General features: G+C 30.0%; 19 protein-coding genes. 5 read left to right on the top strand and 14 right to left on the bottom strand.

Annotated features, from left to right (window positions below; translation table 11 throughout):
- Positions 1–12 precede the first annotated feature (12 nt).
- On the top strand, positions 13–2,781 hold the full coding sequence (locus tag ACEQT4_RS00760) for a T9SS type A sorting domain-containing protein (RefSeq protein ID WP_370225553.1): 2,769 nt from the start codon (positions 13–15) through the stop codon (positions 2,779–2,781).
- 8 nt (positions 2,782–2,789) lie between these two features.
- On the top strand, positions 2,790–3,335 hold the full coding sequence (locus tag ACEQT4_RS00755) for a hypothetical protein (protein WP_370225551.1): 546 nt from the start codon (positions 2,790–2,792) through the stop codon (positions 3,333–3,335).
- Between the two features lie 67 nt (positions 3,336–3,402).
- Here the strand turns inward: ACEQT4_RS00755 and ACEQT4_RS00750 are convergent, their stop codons facing one another.
- The 7 genes from ACEQT4_RS00750 to ACEQT4_RS00720 all read right to left on the bottom strand — a co-directional run bounded on the left by ACEQT4_RS00750 (position 3,403) and on the right by ACEQT4_RS00720 (position 9,229).
- A complete protein-coding gene (locus ACEQT4_RS00750; RefSeq protein ID WP_370225550.1) occupies positions 3,403–3,765 on the bottom strand; it encodes a hypothetical protein in 363 nt (120 codons plus the stop codon).
- A gap of 146 nt (positions 3,766–3,911) precedes the next feature.
- Positions 3,912–5,030 (bottom strand): DNA polymerase III subunit beta, encoded by a 1,119-nt coding sequence (gene dnaN / locus ACEQT4_RS00745; protein ID WP_027879870.1) that lies wholly within the window; start codon positions 5,028–5,030, stop codon positions 3,912–3,914.
- Between the two features lie 87 nt (positions 5,031–5,117).
- A complete protein-coding gene (gldG, locus tag ACEQT4_RS00740; protein WP_370225549.1) occupies positions 5,118–6,794 on the bottom strand; it encodes a gliding motility-associated ABC transporter substrate-binding protein GldG in 1,677 nt (558 codons plus the stop codon).
- Positions 6,787–7,272 carry a hypothetical protein gene (locus tag ACEQT4_RS00735; RefSeq protein WP_027879872.1) on the bottom strand — a complete coding sequence of 162 codons (486 nt, stop codon included), beginning with the start codon at positions 7,270–7,272 and terminating at the stop codon, positions 6,787–6,789. Before ACEQT4_RS00735 ends, gldG begins: the two co-directional genes overlap by 8 nt.
- Entirely contained in the window at positions 7,269–7,988 is a 720-nt protein-coding gene (gene gldF / locus ACEQT4_RS00730) for a gliding motility-associated ABC transporter permease subunit GldF (RefSeq protein ID WP_370225547.1), read from the bottom strand. Before gldF ends, ACEQT4_RS00735 begins: the two co-directional genes overlap by 4 nt.
- Before the next feature lie 101 nt (positions 7,989–8,089).
- Positions 8,090–8,386, bottom strand: a complete 297-nt coding sequence (locus tag ACEQT4_RS00725) for a putative quinol monooxygenase (protein WP_027879874.1) — start codon at positions 8,384–8,386, stop codon at positions 8,090–8,092.
- Positions 8,387–8,395: 9 nt separating this feature from the next.
- Positions 8,396–9,229 (bottom strand): S-adenosyl-l-methionine hydroxide adenosyltransferase family protein, encoded by an 834-nt coding sequence (locus tag ACEQT4_RS00720; protein WP_027879875.1) that lies wholly within the window; start codon positions 9,227–9,229, stop codon positions 8,396–8,398.
- A gap of 118 nt (positions 9,230–9,347) precedes the next feature.
- Here ACEQT4_RS00720 and ACEQT4_RS00715 point away from each other — a divergent pair, with 118 nt between their 5' ends.
- Positions 9,348–10,301, top strand: a complete 954-nt coding sequence (locus tag ACEQT4_RS00715) for a PhoH family protein (RefSeq protein ID WP_027879876.1) — start codon at positions 9,348–9,350, stop codon at positions 10,299–10,301.
- Between the two features lie 198 nt (positions 10,302–10,499).
- Positions 10,500–11,450: a phosphoribosylaminoimidazolesuccinocarboxamide synthase gene (locus ACEQT4_RS00710; protein WP_027879877.1), complete on the top strand. Its 951-nt coding sequence runs from the start codon at positions 10,500–10,502 to the stop codon at positions 11,448–11,450.
- Between the two features lie 120 nt (positions 11,451–11,570).
- On the opposite strand, the gene ACEQT4_RS00705 is transcribed toward ACEQT4_RS00710, so the two are convergent.
- The 6 genes from ACEQT4_RS00705 to ACEQT4_RS00680 all read right to left on the bottom strand — a co-directional run bounded on the left by ACEQT4_RS00705 (position 11,571) and on the right by ACEQT4_RS00680 (position 16,739).
- Positions 11,571–12,707: a T9SS type A sorting domain-containing protein gene (locus ACEQT4_RS00705; RefSeq protein ID WP_370225546.1), complete on the bottom strand. Its 1,137-nt coding sequence runs from the start codon at positions 12,705–12,707 to the stop codon at positions 11,571–11,573.
- A gap of 364 nt (positions 12,708–13,071) precedes the next feature.
- Positions 13,072–13,764: a haloacid dehalogenase type II gene (locus tag ACEQT4_RS00700; RefSeq protein ID WP_370225544.1), complete on the bottom strand. Its 693-nt coding sequence runs from the start codon at positions 13,762–13,764 to the stop codon at positions 13,072–13,074.
- A 27-nt stretch (positions 13,765–13,791) separates the two neighbouring features.
- Complete coding sequence (locus tag ACEQT4_RS00695) at positions 13,792–14,211, bottom strand: META domain-containing protein (RefSeq protein ID WP_370225543.1); 420 nt, start codon at positions 14,209–14,211, stop codon at positions 13,792–13,794.
- A gap of 181 nt (positions 14,212–14,392) precedes the next feature.
- Positions 14,393–14,944: a carboxymuconolactone decarboxylase family protein gene (locus tag ACEQT4_RS00690; protein ID WP_027879880.1), complete on the bottom strand. Its 552-nt coding sequence runs from the start codon at positions 14,942–14,944 to the stop codon at positions 14,393–14,395.
- A gap of 66 nt (positions 14,945–15,010) precedes the next feature.
- Entirely contained in the window at positions 15,011–15,574 is a 564-nt protein-coding gene (locus ACEQT4_RS00685; protein ID WP_370225541.1) for a TetR/AcrR family transcriptional regulator, read from the bottom strand.
- A gap of 55 nt (positions 15,575–15,629) precedes the next feature.
- Positions 15,630–16,739, bottom strand: coding sequence for a heparan-alpha-glucosaminide N-acetyltransferase domain-containing protein (locus ACEQT4_RS00680; RefSeq protein WP_370225540.1), 1,110 nt, complete (start codon positions 16,737–16,739; stop codon positions 15,630–15,632).
- Positions 16,740–16,791: 52 nt separating this feature from the next.
- On the opposite strand from ACEQT4_RS00680, the gene ACEQT4_RS00675 reads away from it, so the two are divergent.
- Entirely contained in the window at positions 16,792–18,162 is a 1,371-nt protein-coding gene (locus ACEQT4_RS00675; RefSeq protein WP_370225539.1) for an alanine/glycine:cation symporter family protein, read from the top strand.
- A gap of 1 nt (position 18,163) precedes the next feature.
- Here ACEQT4_RS00675 and ACEQT4_RS00670 read toward each other — a convergent pair whose 3' ends face one another.
- Entirely contained in the window at positions 18,164–19,081 is a 918-nt protein-coding gene (locus ACEQT4_RS00670) for an AraC family transcriptional regulator (RefSeq protein ID WP_370225538.1), read from the bottom strand.
- Between the last annotated feature and the right edge of the window lie 136 nt (positions 19,082–19,217).

The raw sequence follows: 19,217 nt of genomic DNA, 5'->3' as shown, positions 1-19,217 counted from the left end.
ATCTCAACTACAATGAAAAAAACTTTACTCTTATTAACCTTTTTAGTGTTTGGTTTTACGCAAGCACAAACCATAATTTATGTAGATGTTGATGCAACAGGTGCAAATAACGGAAGCAGTTGGGCAAATGCCTACACAAGTCTTCATAGTGCTTTAGGAATCCAAACCATAACAGGTGCTCAAATTTGGATAGCAGAAGGAACTTACATGCCTGTTAATAAAAACACACCAATGCTAAACCAGTACGGAGTTAGTATTTATGGTGGTTTTGTGGGTACTGAAACGTCTCTTTCGCAACGTAGCACAGATCCTTGGGCACATCCTGTTTATTTAACAGGAGATTTAGCGCTAGATGATGCTAATGAATTACCTAGTGCAACATCTGCAAATAAAACAGATAATGCACCAATTATTCTTAAAGTAGAGCCTAATTCAGCAAGTAAAACTCAAGAAATTACTCTAGACCGATTGCATTTTGTTAATGCTTATGGTGGTAGTGCATTGTATAGCCATCCATCATCTTCAAATGAAGTGCAAAGAAAAATTACAGTGCAAAATTGTAGATTTTCAAGAAATTATGCTTCAACAAGACCAGCAATTGATATTTGGTCTAATGAAACTGTAAATGATTATCCTTTTGAATTATTTAATAGTATACTAGATGAAAATGTATCTAATTCAGGATATGCATTTGAATATCGTATCACAAATTATATAAATCTTGAGCATGATATTTTTATTGCTAATAATATGTTTATAGGTAACAAAGTAGAAAGTGCTAATGCTTCAGGTAGTGTTGCACGTTTTATAAGCGCAACAGGTGGTTCAACAAGACTAACGGTGTTTTTTCAAAATAACACGTTAGCTTTAAATGAAGAAGGTAGCAATGTAACATCTGATGTAGCTAGCCCAATACGTTTTGAGACACTTGGTTCAGCAGAAACGATAGGAAGATGGAGTAATAATTTGTATTACAGTAACTATGGTACATCAGACTACATAGGAACCCAAGATACAAGTTCTTCAACTATAGCACTTGGTTATGCCAATGCATCAGAGTTTACACCTGTAATAGGTTCGGCTAATTTACTATCTAATTACACTTTATCAGAGAGTCCTTTTGTTGATATTTTCTCTGGAAATTTTATACCTGTTTCAGCTTATAGAGATAATGGAGAAAGTTCTATCCCAGGATATTATAGCAATGTTAATCCTACGACCGATTGTTTTATGAATCCTAGAAAAAATGCAGATTCATCGATAGGTTTAGGAGCCATTCAATATACAGATACAGCTATGCTAACAGGTCCAGGAAACATAGCGCCTTTATCATTACCAGAACCACCAACAGTTATATACGTTGACGCAAGTGCTACTGGAGCTAATGATGGTACAAGTTGGACTAATGCTTATACTTCTTTAGATGACGCTAATATACCTACTTTAGGTAGTGGATCTAAAATATTTGTAAAATCAGGGACTTATAAATTAACATCTGGTGAAATTAGTATTAATTCAGAAATAGAGATTTATGGTGGTTTTAACGGAACAGAAACTTCTGAAACAGATAGAGATTTATCTATTGTAAATACAAGTAATGCAACTATAATTTCTGGTGATATATTAGATGATGATATTTCTGGTGATTTTACGCAAAACAAATCAGATAATTCATCAAGTTTATTCAATTTAGCAGCTAATAATGTAATTATTGATGGTTTTGTTTTAAGTAACTTTTATACAACATCGGGTAGCCCAATTGTAAAAGTAGCCACTAACGTTTCAAATTTTGAATTATCTAATACGCTAATTAATAATAATTATAGCAACAGTATTTTATTTGATTGGAGAACTTTTTCAGGTACTGTATCAATCAATAATGTTGCCATTACAGATAACCAAACTAATAATGGTCTTATACTACTACAACATAACGATACCAACTCAAGTACTTTAGAATCCAATTGGTCTAATGTGTTGGTTGCTAATAATACTTATAACGCAGATTGGGGAGCAATTTGGTTTAGAAGAGGAACTTTAAATAATGATGGCAGACTATTTAAAAGTTCGTTAACCAATGTGTCTATTATAGATAATGTTAATAACCACGCATCTACCCAACAAGTTATTAATGTTAGTAGTGGAAGTGGTTGGGGAGTTTTTGAATTTAGAAACAGTCTTTTCTGGCAAAACAAATATAATGGAGGTCAATTAAGTACAGTAGATATTGAAAACAGTAAAACTGCTGAAGGAGATATCCAAACAGTTAGGGTATATAATACTATTGCTATGGTTGGTAGCGGTGTAACTTCTGGAACTTTTGATAATTCAAATATCACACTTTTAGACCCAACGACTGATAACTTAAATTTAGATGCCGAATACAAACCAACATCAGCTTCAAACTATATTGTAGATCAAGGAGATAACACATACTACGATATAGCTTTATTTGGTGATTTAGATTTATCAGGTAACACAAGAGTTTTTAACACTACGATAGATTTAGGAGCTTACGAGTACAATTCTACATTAAGTGTTGATGATATTTCTTTAGATGGAAACACAGTAAAGTTATATCCAAATCCAGCAACAGACGTTGTAAATATTAAGACTAATCAAACTATTGAAAACGTTTCTGTATTTAATGTAAATGGTCAAAAAGTACTTGAAATAGATAATCAATCTCAAATTAATATTTCTAATTTACCAACAGGAATGTACTTTTTAAACATAAATACTAACCAATCAAACCAAACAATAAAAATCTTAAAACAGTAATTTTTAAAATGAAAAAATTAAACAAACTTGTAATATTATTTTGTTTTGCTTTAACTGTCTTAAATTGTTCTTCAGACGACGATAACAATACAGAAGAACCTCAAAACACAAATGTTATTACTTTAAATAATGAAACTTATGTTGTTAGTTCTGTTATCGTAGAGCCTGCATCAGGCAATAGTACTTTTGTAAGTTTTATCAATAAAAATGAAACGGAGTTTTTAGATGCTATAAATAATGGGACTCAACTTGATAATGTTAATGTATTTAATATACGCATTAGTCAAAGTCCATTAGTAGAACAAACATATAGTTTTTCTGATATGTCTAATTTTCAATTTGAAGAAAACGCTCAAATTATTGATGGAGAACTAGAAGATGGTGATATATTATTAGATAGAAATAATTCTAATACTAATTTAAACGCATCGACAGGTAGTTTAACATTAGAAGTATACACTACAGATCAAATTGAAATTAGTTTTCAGTTTACAAGAAATGATGGTGTAATAGTTAACGGAACTTATAAGGGAGATTATCTTTACTATGATTAACATTTAACCTTCAAGTTAAATATAAAACGCAACCTTTATAGGTTGCGTTTTTTTATTTTATAAAATTTTATTGTTTAATAAACTCTAATACTGATAAATCATTAATTATTAGGTTACCATTTTCTGTAAAGGAGTAATTAGAAATAATTGTATGGCTATCAAAAATTAAAGTAATCTTGTTGTTAGAAACAGACCAATCAAAACTAATTGCTGTAGATACAATACCTTCTGCTGTTGTATGCTTATCTGCTGTGTAGCCAAAATCGTTCTCTTCAAAATGTATACTATGCTCATAAGTGTTATCGTAATCACTTCTTAACCATTTGCCAATCAAAATATTATTGTCGGTAGTTGTATTATCATCATCATTACTGCATGACCATAAAGTAAAACATAATAAAACTAATAATAGTCTATTAAAATACATCATTTGTTCTTGGATTAATTGCTTAGTAAAACACTTTGATAATTAGGGAAGCCTTTTACTGTTTCAAAAGTAAAAAATATCAAACGATTTTAAATAAAAAAAGCCACAACATTTAAGTTGCGGCTTTTTTTTAATTTATGTAGTTAGGTTTAGCTATTTAGCATTACCGGCATTACTAACATGGTTACAAATTCGCCTTCTTCAAGATCGTCTACTGGTGTTAAAATACCAGCTCTGTTAGGCATACTTAATTCTAATTGAACGTCTGCAGAACTTAAATTGTTTAGCATTTCTGTTAAGAAACGTGAATTAAAACCAATTTGCATATCATCTCCTTGGTAATCACATGTTAAACGTTCTTCTGCTTTGTTAGAATAATCTATATCTTCTGCAGAAATATTAAGTTCGGCACCAGCAATTTTAAGTCTTATTTGGTGTGTTGTTTTATTAGAGAAAATACTAACACGACGTACCGAGTTTAAAAACTGTGTACGATCTATAGTTAATTTGTTAGGATTTTCTTTTGGTATAACTGCTTCGTAGTTTGGATATTTACCATCAATTAAACGACAGATTAATACGGTATTTTCAAAAGTGAATTTAGCATTAGAGTCGTTGTACTCAATAGTTACTTCATCTTCATTAGCTCCTAAAATTCCTTTTAATAAGTTTAAAGGTTTTTTAGGCATAATAAACTCGGCTACTTGAGAAGCTTTAACATCTTCTCTTGAATATTTTACAAGTTTATGAGCATCTGTAGCTACAAAGGTTAATCCTTCTGTAGAGAATTGAAAAAATACACCACTCATTACCGGACGTAAATCGTCATTACCAGCAGCAAAAATAGTTTTGTTTATTGCAGTAGCTAATACATGAGCCGGCATTGCAGTAGAGCTAGGGTCTTCTAGGCTAACTGCTTTAGGGAATTCGTTTCCGTCTGCGTAAGCTAATGCATATTTACCATGATTAGAGCTAATTTCAACAGTGTTGTTTTCTTCTACAACAAACGTTAAAGGTTGCTCAGGGAAAGTTTTTAAAGTATCTAATAATAAACGTGCAGGGATAGCAACGCTTCCTTCGTTATCACTTTCTACGTCTAATACAGCAGACATGGTTGTTTCTAAATCACTTGCAGAAACGGTTAGTTTTGATTGCTGTAATTCAAATAAAAAATTATCTAAAATTGGAAGTGTATTGGAGTTGTTTATTACACCACCTAAAACCTGTAATTGCTTTAGTAAATAGGTACTTGATACAATAAATTTCATCTATTTATATATTCGTTAAAATCGGTTAATTGTTGTATTACAAATATATTGTTAATGTGTTTAATTAGGAAACAAACTTATTAACACTTATTTGGCGTATTTTTTCTTACGGAAGTAGTTAAAACTAAAACCAAAAATACCTAACAACACCAATGGTAATAAGATGTTTAAGAGTTGCCATTTGGTTTTTTCTTCTGTGATTTTTTCTGAATTTAAAAACGCAACAGCAATTTCTTTTGATCGAATGTTTATAAGTCCGTTATCGTCAAGCAGATAATTAGCAGCGTTTACTAAAAATTCTTTATTACCAAAAAACTGATTTAATTTAGAATCATATCCTAATTCTTTAGGTCCATTTCTATCAATTTCATTTTTAATCACATCACCATCAGAAATTACAATCATTTTAGTTGGCACACTTTCGTTTTTTACATCTTTTAAATCGAAAGGTTTTACACGGTTATTATATACCGAAGTAAATTTACCTTCTAATAATACGGCTAGATTTTGAGAGCCTTTATTAAATGATGCAGGATCTTGTTGATTATTAACTTCATCTAGACTAATCTCACGCGGTGTACCTTCTAATTTTGAAAGTGGTGCGCTTTGTAGTAAAACCGTCTTTTTAACGGTCTTTAAATTGTTTTTTAAGGTGTCTATTGGACTAGCAAAATCAAACTTTATGTAGTTTAAGTTGTTTACCACTGGATGTGTACTAATACCTTGTGCTAGTGGTGAATACGTCCAAGGGAAACGTTCTGCTCTGGTATTGCTGCCTTCACCAGATAATAATACGATAGGTGCAGAGTACATAGAGCTAACTAATACAGGATTAATCCTAACGCCGTATTTAAAGAAAAAGTCGGTTAAATTTAAGTCTCTAGCTAAAGCTACATTTTTACCAAAGTCGTTATACAAACTGTCTTTATCCATAGCAACTTGGTCTATTAGCCAAAGACTTTTTCCGCCATTCATAGTATATTGATCCAATACAAATTTTTCTTCTTCTGTAAAGGCTTCGGTTGGTTTTGCAGCAATAATTAAATCGAAATCTTGTAAACTCTTTAATGTTTTTTCTGGATTATTGCTAACGCTATCTAAAGTAAAAGGCGCTATAAAATAATAATCACGAAGTGTTTTGACATAATCTGCAATGTTTAGATTATCCATTTCGTTATTACCTTTTAAAACTGCAATTTTACGACGTTTAGGATTGACTAATTTACTAATACCATCTGCAAAAGCATATTCTAAATGCTGTACAGAATTGGTAACTAATTGCTGTTGTGTTTCGCCAATTTTATTTTTTACTAACGGAATTTTTACTGTAACCTCATCATAACTAGCTAATGCCCAGGGAAAAATAACTTCTTGACTTTGTTTACCGTTTTCTTGAACATTTAACTGCATTGGTGTTAAACCACGTGCATTAAGTTGTTTGATGGCTTGATCACGTGTGTCTTCGTCTTCGGTAGGATTTATAAACTTAAATGAAATATTGTCGTTGTAAGCTCTAAACTCTTCTAACAATTGTTTGGTTTCACTTTGCAAACGTCTAAATTCTGATGGAAAATCTTCACCTTCTAAAAAGACATCAATTACGATAGGAGTTTCGGCTTTTTTTATAATATCCAAAGTAGCTTCATTTAGCGTATAACGCTGATCTGTAGTTAAATCGAAACGCTTGTAAACCTTAGTGCTAATAAGGTTTATAGCAACAATAGCTACAATAACTATGATGATATGTTTAAGTGACTTATTCAAATTTTTTCTCAAGTTGATAGTTTCTTATAGATTGTAAAGTATCGTTTTTAAAGACAAATTCTAAACACTCTTGATCTTTAGTAAACGCACCAGGTTTAAAACCTAAATTATAGTTCCATTTGTCTTTAGAGTTTGCTTTAATGGCATCGTCCCAACCATACCATTCTGCTTTTCCTAATTTAGATTTAATTTCGGCTTTGGTTTCTCCTATAAAAGTAGTATCGTTTAAAATATCGCTCATCATCTCAAAGCGTTGTGCAGGATAGTCTTCCCAATCCTCAGCATTAAAATATTTTTCATGATGATAACTACTAAATATATTTACCATAGGATATAACAAGTAAAAATAGGCAAAAGGTGTAATAACAATAGCTATTAAAAAGCTTAGCCACTTTTTATTTCCGATGGTTTTTACAAATAGCCAAACCAAAACAAAAGTTACAATAAACGATATAACTAAAGGAACGGTAATTATCATGCTTTTTGACGATTTATTATTTGTGTTGTAAAAAAGACAAACAATGCAGTAATACTTAAAAAGTATATGATATCTCTAGTGTCTAAAACACCACGACTCATGCTTTTAAAATGTGCAGACATGCCTAAATTATCTATAAAATTACTTGAAGTAAAATCTGCAATACCTTCAAAACCTATATAAAAGAAAAAGCATAAAAATACAGCAATAATAAAAGCTACAATTTGATTGTCTGAAAGGGTAGAGGCAAACACACCAATAGCAGTATATGCAGCAACTAAAAATAACAATCCAAAATAAGACCCTAAAGTGCTACCAACATCTAAATTACCTTCTGGATTACCTAATTGATAAACTGTATATACATAAAGTAGAGTTGGTATTAGTGCTATGATAATTAATAAAAAGGCACCAAAATATTTACCTAAAACAAGCTGTAATGTGCTAATAGGTTTGGTTAATAATAACTCTAAAGTACCTTGTTTATTCTCGTCACTAAAGCTACGCATGGTTACCGCAGGAATTAAGAAAATTAATATCCAAGGTGATAACAAGAAAAACGAAGATAGATCTGCAAAACCATTATCTAAGATGTTAAATTCGCCTTTAAACAACCATAAAAACAGTCCGTTAAGTAATAGGAAAATTGCTATAACTAAATAGCCTATTGGTGAGGCAAAAAACGAGTTAATTTCTTTTTTTAGAATGGCTAGCATTTATTGATGTTAAGTGTTTAAAGATTTAATTATACAATACTTTAATGTGTAAAGTTAAAAGTTTTATTATTAAAACTCTATTTATCAACCAAAGAAAACAGTTAGTGTAATAAAGCAATCTTATCTACACTCCATGCTTCAGGTTTTGCGTTAAACAAAGGTTTTGTTTTTGCCCAAACACCTTTAAATAATTCAGAATTTCGATAATGTTCTAAATCTTCTTCTGTATTCCAATAACTATACGTAAAAAAGATATTGCTATTGTGTTTATCTTGATATAATTCTAGTAGTTGACAACCTTCAAAAGCTCTGATTTTATGTTTTACTGTTTCAAAATTAGCTTTAAAAACGTCTATATTTTCTTCAGCAAAACTCAATTTTACAATTCTAACAAACATTTTTTGCGATTATTTTTTAAAGTTAATAGTTACAGTATCTCTTAATCCTAGTCCCATTAATGTGCTTGCGCCACCAACAGTATTTGTGTTGCTTTTGTAAATTGCAATTTCTAAAAAGTTTGAGCTATTAAAGACAACAAGACCGCGTCCTTCATCGTGACGCTGAGCTTCGGGGATTTCAAAATTTACTATATCACTATATTTGTTATGTATAGTTTTAAATTTATGGCTTCTAGCAGAAATTTCAAAAGCTCTACCTTTTTGTAGTTGTTCAAAAAACGATTTTCTAATATTAGTAACTACATTTCCGTAATTGTCTATATAGATTATGCTGCCTATTATCTGTGTTTTTTCGTCATTAACATAAGGCACTAAATTTTTTATTGGTTTAATGCTATTAATAGCTTTACCTATAACTTCTAGAGTTCCTCCTCGTGCAATATGGCACGCTACTTTTACAAACACATCTAAAACCGGAAAACTAGTTTCTATTTTATCATGTATATTTATTTCAACAATTTTTTTAGGGACAATAACATTTGCAATCATGCTCATAATCCCGTTATTAGCACAAATAAAAAAATGATCATCAAGCTCTACAGCAATATGTTTGTTTTCTGGGTTTAATTCAGAGTCAATTCCTATAACATGAATGGTCCCTTTAGGAAAACTACTGTACGCATTTTGAATAATGTAAGCAGCTTCAGAGATATTAAAAGGAGATACAGAATGAGAGATATCAACAATTCTAACATCTGGTAACTCACTATAAATAGCGCCTTTAATTGCGCCAGCAAAGTGATCTTTCTCTCCAAAATCGGTTGTTAAAGTGATGATAGCCATTAATTTTGTTGATATTTTTTTAATATACAACACGCAAAAATTGCGTAAGTTTGTTTAGTAGCATTTATGCCAACAAAACTAATAAAATTGTACAGATTAATTTAAAATTTAAACGCTTTTGAACGAAATAATTATTGAACTTGAAGAGATTTCTCCAAAAGAATTTTTTGGAACTGGAAACGAACACATTACTACATTAAAAAAATATTTCCCAAAACTTAAAATTGTAGCTAGAGGAAATAAAATTAAAGCTTACGGTGATGAAGATCTACTAGAAGAGTTTGATAGGCGTTTAAATATGTTATTTGAGCATTTTGGTAAGTACAATAAGTTAGATGAAAATATTATAGAACGCGTCTTGACTAGCCAAAGTAAAGAAGACTATACAACATCAGAACATAGCGGAGAAACCATAGTACACGGTGCAAATGGTAAAATTATCAAAGCGCAAACAGCTAACCAACGTCGTATGGTAGAGTTAATGCGTAAAAATGATATGGTTTTTGCTATTGGTCCTGCAGGAACAGGTAAAACATATACTGGTGTTGCTTTAGCGGTGCAAGCTTTAAAAAATAAAGAAGTTAAGCGTATCATTTTAACAAGACCAGCGGTAGAAGCAGGAGAAAATCTAGGTTTTTTACCAGGCGATTTAAAAGAGAAATTAGATCCGTATATGCAACCGTTATACGACGCTTTACGCGATATGATTCCTGCCGAAAAACTAGCCAATTATATAGAAACAGGCATAATTCAAATAGCACCACTAGCCTTTATGCGTGGTCGTACATTGGATCATGCATTTGTTATTTTAGACGAAGGTCAAAATACAACACACGCACAAATGAAAATGTTTTTAACCCGTATGGGTAAAAACGCTAAGTTTTTATTAACTGGTGATCCTGGACAAATAGATTTACCACGACGCACTATTTCTGGATTAAAAGAAGCATTGTTAATTCTTAAAAATGTAGAAGGCGTTGGTATGGTGTTTTTAGATGATAAAGATGTAATTAGACATAAACTTGTAAAAAAGATTATTGCAGCTTACAAAAATATTGAAAATAGAGAGTAGGCATTAGTTAGCAGTTATCTGTTGGCAGTTTGTGATAATTATTAAAAAGAAATCAAAAAAATAAAATAACTTTGCGCTTTTCTATTGAAATTTCAGTGTTTATCAGTTATAAATAGACGTTTATAATTTGTGACAATTAATGAATTCGTGTCAAAATAATACAATCCATAAACCCATAATCGTAATTCGTAAATCAAAATGAGTAACACCATTATAAAATCTAACTTTAATTTTCCTGGTCAAAAAAGTGTCTACAAAGGAAAAGTAAGAGAAGTTTACAATATTAACGACGACAAATTAGTCATGATTGCAACAGATAGGCTAAGTGCTTTTGACGTTGTTATGCCAAAAGGTATCCCGTACAAAGGACAAATCTTAAATCAAATTGCGACAAGTATGATGAAAGCAACCGAAGATTTAGTCCCAAATTGGTTAACCGCAACACCAGATCCAAATGTTGCTGTTGGTCATTTATGCGAACCTTTTAAAGTAGAAATGGTAATACGTGGTTATTTATCGGGTCACGCTGCACGCGAATATAAAGCTGGTAAACGCACACTTTGCGGTGTTGCTATGCCAGAAGGAATGAAAGAAAACGATAAATTTCCAGAACCTATCATTACACCTGCTACAAAAGCAGAAATGGGTGATCATGATGAAGACATCTCACGAGAAGATATTTTAAAACGAGGTATTGTTAGCGAAGCAGATTACACGATTTTAGAAGATTACACACGCAAATTATTTGCTAGAGGAACTGAAATTGCTGCAAAACGCGGATTAATTTTGGTAGATACTAAATACGAATTTGGTAAAACTAAAGACGGTAAGATAGTCTTGATAGACGAGATACATACGCCAGACTCTTCTCGTTATTTTTATGCCGATGGTTACCAAGAGCGTCAAGATAATAACGAAGCCCAAAAACAACTGTCTAAAGAGTTTGTACGCCAATGGTTAATTGCTAATAATTTTCAAGGGTTAGAAGGACAAACCGTACCAGAAATGAGTGACGATTACATACAAACTGTATCAGACCGTTACATAGAGTTATACGAGAACATTATGGGCGAAACTTTTGTAAAAGCAGACGTCTCTAACATAGAAAGTAGGATAGAAGCTAATGTGTTAGATTATTTAAACGCTTAGATTTTTAAATAAAATATATCAATAAAAAAAAGCTCACGTTTTGTGAGCTTTTTTTTGGAGTTTCGTTTAATTGTGTTGTATAATCTGTTTTACTTAATTATACATTGTTAGTAAGCAAGATTACTTTTTTATAAATTTAACAGCATTTTTGTTGTCAAGTTTTAAAAAATATATTCCGTTGGAAAAGTCTTTAATGTCAATTTGTTCATTTTCTTTTATAATTCCGTTTTTTACTTTAGCTCCATTAATATTATAAATAGAAAATGAAGTTTCTTCTTTATTTTTCTCATGTCCCAAAATTTGAATATAATTAGAAGAAGGGTTTGGGTAAACTGCTATTTTAGTGTCATTAATTTTGGTATCATTAAGAGATAAAGCAGGATCAATTATATATAAAACGATATCTTTAGGAAGGCTACCAGAATAAGTTTGAATTTGAGTTTTATTTGTCCCGTCTAAATTAAATCGATCTAGTAAATCACCATTAGTAGATAATAAATACATATGATTGTTTTTTGTATCTAGTTCAATATCAATATATAATAAAGAAGCACCAGCTGTATATGTTGATAAAACAGTTTTTGAATTTCCTAATAAGTCTGTTGTGAAAATTTCGGCTGCAGTATTGTCTCTACTGATATGATAAATTTTGTTGTTTTCTACATCTAAAGCAAAATCTGTTGGGTATTGTGTGCCTCCAGTATAATTATAAACAACTGTACTATTATTACCATTAAGGTCATATCTAATAATATTATCACCATTAGTATCTAAAATGTAAATATAATTATTAATAAGATCTAGTTCTATACCGTTTAATAGGTTTGTGGCAGAAGGTGTGTATGTTATTAGTGAATTTTTGTTTGTTCCGTCAAGATTGGTTGTAAAAACTTCTCCATTAACAACGTGGTATATTTTTTGGTTAATCAAATCTAATTCAATGTCTCTTGGTACAGTAGTATAAGAATAAATTAATGTATTATTAGTACCATTTAAATTATACTGTCTCAAGTTTTTACCATTTTGGTCTAATACAAACATATGGCTATTGTCTACATCAAGTTCTATATCATGTGCTAAAGATGTAGAACTAGGTGAATAAGAAGTTAATAGATTTTTAGAAGTGCCGTCTAATTTTGTAGTAAATACACCTTCACCAGAGTCTACATGGTATATTAAATCGATTAAATCAGATTGCGCAGTAACTGCATTTGAAATTAGAAAAATTGTTGTAACTAAAAGGTAGATTTGTTTCATATATTAATATTTAGGGATTACTGTTTAAAGGTTATAATATTTTATATCTATACTATTAATAAAGTATATAATCTCTATGATTCTTTTAATGTAATTTAGATATTATTAGCAAGATTGACTATTTAAAAATAAAATCGTTTAATGCTGCAATAATAGGTTTAAATGTGATTTTATACAAGTGTTTTTTTATAAATGTTATTTATATAATGTTTTCTTATAGTTTACATAATCCAATTGTTTTTTTATAAGCAGTTTACTTTAATTAAGTTTATGTGTTTAATAATAATATGATATATATTTAGTAATGTCACATTTATTTTTTAACAATAAACAAACCTGCTTTACCATCAGTAAACTTGTATTATCAAGAGTATTTAGTTAAAACGTTAGCAACTTTTATTAAATCACTTTCATTAATTTCTGTCTCAGGAGCTAAAGGAAATGTTTGTTTACCAGGTCTGCTTATAAATGCTGCACGCCAACCAGCCCATAAAGCACCAGCTACGTCCCAACCATGAGCTGCTATTAGCATACTATCTTCAGGTTTAATATTCATCTTTTTAGAAGCCCAATGATAAGTTTTAGTAAAAGGTTTAAACTTACCAACAGATTCTATACTTAACAAATCATCAAAATAATGAGTTAAACCAGCATTTTCAATTTTAATTTTAAGGCTATTGTTATCTGAGTTAGTTAAAGCTACTAACTTAAAACCATCTTCTTTTAATAATGTTAAGCCATCTTCTACATCTTTGTAAGGTGGTAGGTTTTGTAATGCGTTTGTAACAATGTTATTAGCTTTTTCTAAAGATATTTTTATACCATTATTTGCAGCAATCATTTGTAAAGATGCAGCGCCAATTTGTCCAAAGCATTTGTATTGATTACTAGATGAAACTACTAAAGAGTAGTGTAAAAGCGTTGTAAACCATAAAGACAATAAATAATCCTGATGGTTTAAAACGGTTTTAATTTTTTGTTTTAAAGGACTTAAGTCTAATAGTGTTTCGTTAACATCAAAAAATAAAACTTTTGGTTTGTTAGGTTTAACATTCATTTTAATAGGTTTAATCAACTTATTAGTCTATTTTTTTAATTTTTTAAATCTAAGAATTGTTACATCGTCTAGCATTAAGTTAAGTTTTCCGTTTCCGTCAAAACGATATCGATTAACTTTTTCCATCATATTTAAAAAAATCTTTTCTCCTTGACCGCAATACATCATAGTGCTTGGTCCAGGCTCACTAAAATATATAGCGTTATCTTTAATTGTGTAGTTTGCAGAATACCCATTACAGCTATTGTTGCCTTGTACTTTATGTTTGTCTTTATTAAATGTTATTGTCGGTTTTTTATTTGGATATAAACGTTGAAAAGCGATTTTTGTTCCAGAGATATACTCTAATTCCCAACTGGTTTTATATAATTCTGCATTTTTAGTTGTTGCGCAAGAGGTAATTATTAAAACTATGATAGAGGTTAATATTGTATATGTTTTTTTCATTATTAGTTATTTTATTAATGTGTTATTGATTATAAATTTCAAATTAAATAAAACAACTACTATACCAATTAAAATAACTATTAAAGTTATGTTATAAAAAACATAAAGAGATTTTGTGTTAAAAAAATAACCCTTCTAAAATCTTTTCAGAAGGGTTAAAATTATTAATTAATATCTGATTTTATTTTTTTGACCATGCAAACTTTTTAAAAGCATCATCTACTGGTGTATTTGCAATATGATTTGTATAGTTGCTTATTGTTTTTTGAGATAAACCTAATATGATATCTAAAACATGTTTTTCTTCATATCCTGCTGCATAAAAAGCATCTAAATCTTCTTGAGATACATTACCACGGTTTCTAACAATTGATAATGTCAATGTACGTAAAGCTTCTAATTTAGAATCTTCTAAAGGTGTTTCGTTTCTTAGAGCTTCTGTAATTTTTTCGTCTACTTTCATCATATTGGCTATACCAGTATGTGCAGGTACACAATAATGGCAAGCATGTTCTACATTAATGGTTTGCCATACTACTGTTAATTCTTCTTCATTAAATGAAGATTCTGAAAATAACTCGTGTAATATTTGATAGGCTTCTAATAGTTTTGGAGAACTAGCTAACACACCATGTAAACCAGGAATCATTCCGTATGCTTTTTGAGATTTTTCTAATAATGGTTTTGATGCTTCTGGTGCACTTTCAATGTTCTGAATTTTTAAAGTTGTCATTTTTTTTATTGTTTAAATGTTAATTAATTCTAAACGTTCGTTTAGTTATTGTTTAAAAAAAAACTTTTACAAGTTTTTAAAAATCATATCTATATAATCTTCAATTTCTTCTTTAGTATTAACTCTAGATGCTGCTGCTAAACCATGTTTAGCTAACAACAGGTAATTTGTTTGTTTTGTAACTAGTTTTTTAGATTTGTTAGTATCCATTTCTATTTTTTGTCTAAAAATAGATTTTAACTGATTCATAAAGTTTGTCATTTGCTCATTAATACATTTATCTTCTTTGCTAGAAAATTCGTTATATGTATTTGTTACAAAGCAACCTTTAGGTTGGTCGGTTTTAAAATTAGAACTTACAGAATCATAAAAAAATTGTTTAATATCTTCAATACCTTTATTTCCTGCTTTAAGTTTATCAATATTATGTTTTACTTGTTTTTTGTAGTGTTTTAAACATTCTAAAAATAAACCGTGTTTACTTTCAAAACTAGAGTAAATAGAAAATTTATTTATACCCATTGCTTTTTCTAGCATTTGCATAGAAGTAGATTCATAGCCATTCTGCCAAAAAACATTTAAGGCTTTTTCTACAACGTCTTCTTCATTATATGTTTTACTTCTAGGCATAAATTAATTTCTTTTACAAAACTAACCAATTGTTTAGTTATAATAAAATAATTAACTAATCATTAGTCTTTTTTAATAATTTATTAGCAAAAGTTAAAAGGTTAGTATAGATAAACTTATTGGTTTTGGCGTAGTGGAAAGAAATAAAGCAAACAACAACCATAAATAAAATAGCGCCAATAATAGCTTGTGTTGGTGTTAGAGATTTATAAAAAAAATGCTTTAAACCAATACCAGTAAAGCTGCCATAAATAACAATAAAATGAATGACATAAATAGACAAGGTTTTTTGTCCAATTTTAGTGATAACGGCTTGCTTTAAATACCGCTCAAAGGTGTAAAATAGCCCAAAAATAACCAATACATTACCTAATCTAGTAAACAGATAATTATAGTTAGCGCTATCATCAAAAAGTTGTATACCAGTAATTTGAGTTAAAAAGGTTAAAAAAGGTGAAGACCAAAAAAGTAATATAAACCCAACGACTAAAAAACCGGTGATTTTAAATTGTTTGTATCGGTATTTGTGACCAAATTTATGAAACAAAACAGCTATAAAAGCGCCAAAACAAACATAACCAAACCATGGTATCATAGTAAATACAGAACCGTTTTCTTTAGTGATGTAATTGGCTAAAAATTTAGGAACACCTTCAATGTGTAGCGTACGATACAATGGTTCGGTTACAAAAATGATATTACCAATAATTAACATTAAAAGCGCAAAAACAGTTTCTTTTTTTAAGGTAATCAGGTAAAGACCAATAATTAAAATTAAAGACAGTCCAATACATTGTAAGACATCAATAACAATAAAGTACATATTAATTTCGCCTTTAAATAAGCTTAAAAACGAAAACCGTAACGCATACCCAATACCAATCAATAATAAACCTCTATTAAACCCTTTTTTTATACGGTATTTATCCTCATTTTTAGCTTTTGCACGCAATAGCAAAAAGACAAATACTAAACCCGTTATGGTAAAAAAAGTTGGAGCTGTAATGCCTCTAAAATATTCCCAAATAGTATATGCTATGTTGGTTTTATCTCTGTAAACTGGGTTTAAAAGTGTATCAATAAAATGACCTTGTAGCATCATCAAAATAGCAAATGCACGTACAGCATCTAAGAAAAAAAGACGGGTTGGTTTCAAAATGGTCATTAGTTATTAGGTTACAAATATATACTATATTTACTTTTTCAAAACAGTTAGTATGTATAAACAGATTAATACTTGGGTAGAAGCGTTTTCTTCTGCAGTATGGGGATTTCCTTTATTAATTCTATTAACAGGTGGCGGATTATACCTTTTAATTCTATCCAGGTTTTTACCTTTTAGATATTTTAAACACGCAATAGATGTACTAAAAGGAAAGTATGATAACGAGTTAGATGAAGGTGATATTACTCATTTTCAAGCCTTAACTACCGCGTTGTCTTCTACTATTGGTATGGGAAATATCGCTGGTGTAGCTGTTGCTATTGCTGTTGGTGGACCAGGAGCTGTGTTTTGGATGTGGATTAGTGCCATTATTGGTATGTCTACAAAATTTTTTACTTCAAGTTTGGCTATCATGTTTAGAGGAAAAGATAGTGAAGGAAAAACACAAGGCGGACCAATGTATTTTATTGTTGAAGGTTTGGGTAAATCTTGGAAACCTTTAGCGGTATTTTTTAGTCTTTGCGGATTAATTGGTGCATTGCCGGTTTTTAATGTCAATCAACTAACACAAGCTATTAACGATATTGTACTGATACCTAACGGATTTGAGGTTAATTTTACTTCAAATTTAATCATCGGTTTAGTTTTAGTAGCAATTACATCTGTGGTTATTTTAGGTGGTTTAAATAGAATTAGTAAAGTCACTTCAAAATTAGTACCTAGCATGGTCATACTATATTTTGTGTTAGTATTCTTTATCTTAATTGTTAATATAGAAAGTGTTCCTTATTACTTCAAGCTTATATTTACAGATGCTTTTACAGCAAGTTTTATTAAAGAAGATGCGTTATTTGGAGGTGTTGTTGGTACATTAATTATTTTAGGAATAAGACGAGGCGCATTTAGTAACGAAGCTGGTATTGGTACAGCCCCATTAGCTCATGGTGCTGCTAAAACTAATCAACCTGTGCGTGAAGGTTTAGTAGCTATGATGGGACCAGCAATTGATACGTTGGTAGTATGTACATTAACAGCTCTTGCTATTCTTGTTACTGGTGTTTGGAAAACAACAGACGCAAACGGTGTTAGTTTAACTGCATCGGCTTTTAGTAATGCTATGCCTATTTATGGTAAATATTTACTTATGGCTTGTATTGCTGTATTTAGTATTTCGTCCTTGTTTTCTTATGCGTATTACGGCGGTAAATGTTTATCGTTTTTAATAGGAGCAAAGCATCAACACTACTATAATTATTTTTATATTTTAAGTATAATTATTGGTGCAACGACATCATTAAGCTTAATGATTAATTTAATTGACGGTGTATTTGCATTAATGGCAATACCAACGATGACAGCAACACTATTATTGGCACCAAAAGTGATGAAAGAAGTAAAGCGTTACGTGAAAACAATACAGTAAATTATTGACTAACAAACTTTTTAAACTGTGCAGGTGTCATCATTTCCATTTTTTTAAACTGCCTATTAAAATAACTAGTATTATTAAATCCAGCTTTAAAGGCAATTTCAGATATTCTTAGGTCTTTAGATGCTTTAATTAGTTTTTTAGAAAATTTTATTTTTTCAGAATTAATATAATCAATAGGAGAGATACCTAAGGTGTTTTTAAACTTTTTATGAAAGTGAGACGTACTCATACAAGCCTTTTTAGCAAGTAAATCTACGGTAATATCTTTATTGGTTAAGTTTTGTTTAATGTAGTTAATTACCATACCAATTCTGGTGTCATTAAACATGTTTTGATCGCTTAATAACAAGGTTTTAGCTTTAGTTTGTAATAGCCTAACAATCAATTCTTGTAGCATTAAATCTAATAATACATCTTTAGAAGTATTATTGTTATTAGTAAAAGTATAAACTAAACGGTTAATTAAATGATTAACCTCGTTATTATTGGTTAAGTGATTTGTGTTTTTGTCAATAGACCAATTATTGTTTTCATTTTCAATACTTACGTGATGATTAAATTTATCAACAACTTCGGTAATTTTTGTACTATCAATACCTAAGGCTAAGCATTGCGTAGGATCATTTTCTTTTGCTAAAGGAAAATCAATCACCATTTCTTTATTTGTAGGCATAACAACAGATTCACCTGGATAAAAATCAAAAGACGGCATGCCTTCAATATGCATTACTTTTTTACCTGTTAGCATGCTAGCTATTATAGGAAAATCAAAAGTCAAAGACACTTGCTCTGCATATTGATGAGTTTCATAAATATTCAACTCTGCAAACTCTGCATTGTAAGTCGTTCTGTTTTCTACAAGCGTAGTTAATTTTCTATGTTTTCTATGCTGACTTAATAAATGACTCATACCCAATGATACAAAAATGTATTTTAAAAAATACTTAATAATAGGATTGTGCAACAATATAATAAATATGTTCAATAATTTGAGAATATAACAAAATAACTTTACAAAAATTAATAATTATTCATTTTAATAAGAT

Origin of the sequence: Mesoflavibacter sp. (genome assembly GCF_964226795.1) — a bacterium.
GTDB classification, from domain to species: Bacteria; Bacteroidota; Bacteroidia; order Flavobacteriales; family Flavobacteriaceae; genus Mesoflavibacter; species Mesoflavibacter zeaxanthinifaciens.
The sequence above is the reverse complement of the archived record's forward strand: the minus strand, read 5'-3'. Positions and strand labels throughout refer to the sequence as shown.

Coding starts and splice junctions, on each gene's coding strand:
- dnaN (WP_027879870.1), bottom strand. CDS start 5,030: ATGAAATTTATTGTATCAAGTACCTATTTACTAAAGCAATTACAGGTT.
- ACEQT4_RS00700 (WP_370225544.1), bottom strand. CDS start 13,764: ATGAATGTTAAACCTAACAAACCAAAAGTTTTATTTTTTGATGTTAAC.
- ACEQT4_RS00695 (WP_370225543.1), bottom strand. CDS start 14,211: ATGAAAAAAACATATACAATATTAACCTCTATCATAGTTTTAATAATT.
- ACEQT4_RS00760 (WP_370225553.1), top strand. CDS start 13: ATGAAAAAAACTTTACTCTTATTAACCTTTTTAGTGTTTGGTTTTACG.
- gldF (WP_370225547.1), bottom strand. CDS start 7,988: ATGCTAGCCATTCTAAAAAAAGAAATTAACTCGTTTTTTGCCTCACCA.
- ACEQT4_RS00750 (WP_370225550.1), bottom strand. CDS start 3,765: ATGATGTATTTTAATAGACTATTATTAGTTTTATTATGTTTTACTTTA.
- ACEQT4_RS00720 (WP_027879875.1), bottom strand. CDS start 9,229: ATGGCTATCATCACTTTAACAACCGATTTTGGAGAGAAAGATCACTTT.
- ACEQT4_RS00685 (WP_370225541.1), bottom strand. CDS start 15,574: ATGCCTAGAAGTAAAACATATAATGAAGAAGACGTTGTAGAAAAAGCC.
- ACEQT4_RS00680 (WP_370225540.1), bottom strand. CDS start 16,739: ATGACCATTTTGAAACCAACCCGTCTTTTTTTCTTAGATGCTGTACGT.
- ACEQT4_RS00670 (WP_370225538.1), bottom strand. CDS start 19,081: ATGAGTCATTTATTAAGTCAGCATAGAAAACATAGAAAATTAACTACG.
- ACEQT4_RS00735 (WP_027879872.1), bottom strand. CDS start 7,272: ATGATAATTACCGTTCCTTTAGTTATATCGTTTATTGTAACTTTTGTT.
- ACEQT4_RS00710 (WP_027879877.1), top strand. CDS start 10,500: ATGAGTAACACCATTATAAAATCTAACTTTAATTTTCCTGGTCAAAAA.
- ACEQT4_RS00755 (WP_370225551.1), top strand. CDS start 2,790: ATGAAAAAATTAAACAAACTTGTAATATTATTTTGTTTTGCTTTAACT.
- ACEQT4_RS00690 (WP_027879880.1), bottom strand. CDS start 14,944: ATGACAACTTTAAAAATTCAGAACATTGAAAGTGCACCAGAAGCATCA.
- ACEQT4_RS00675 (WP_370225539.1), top strand. CDS start 16,792: ATGTATAAACAGATTAATACTTGGGTAGAAGCGTTTTCTTCTGCAGTA.
- ACEQT4_RS00705 (WP_370225546.1), bottom strand. CDS start 12,707: ATGAAACAAATCTACCTTTTAGTTACAACAATTTTTCTAATTTCAAAT.
- ACEQT4_RS00725 (WP_027879874.1), bottom strand. CDS start 8,386: ATGTTTGTTAGAATTGTAAAATTGAGTTTTGCTGAAGAAAATATAGAC.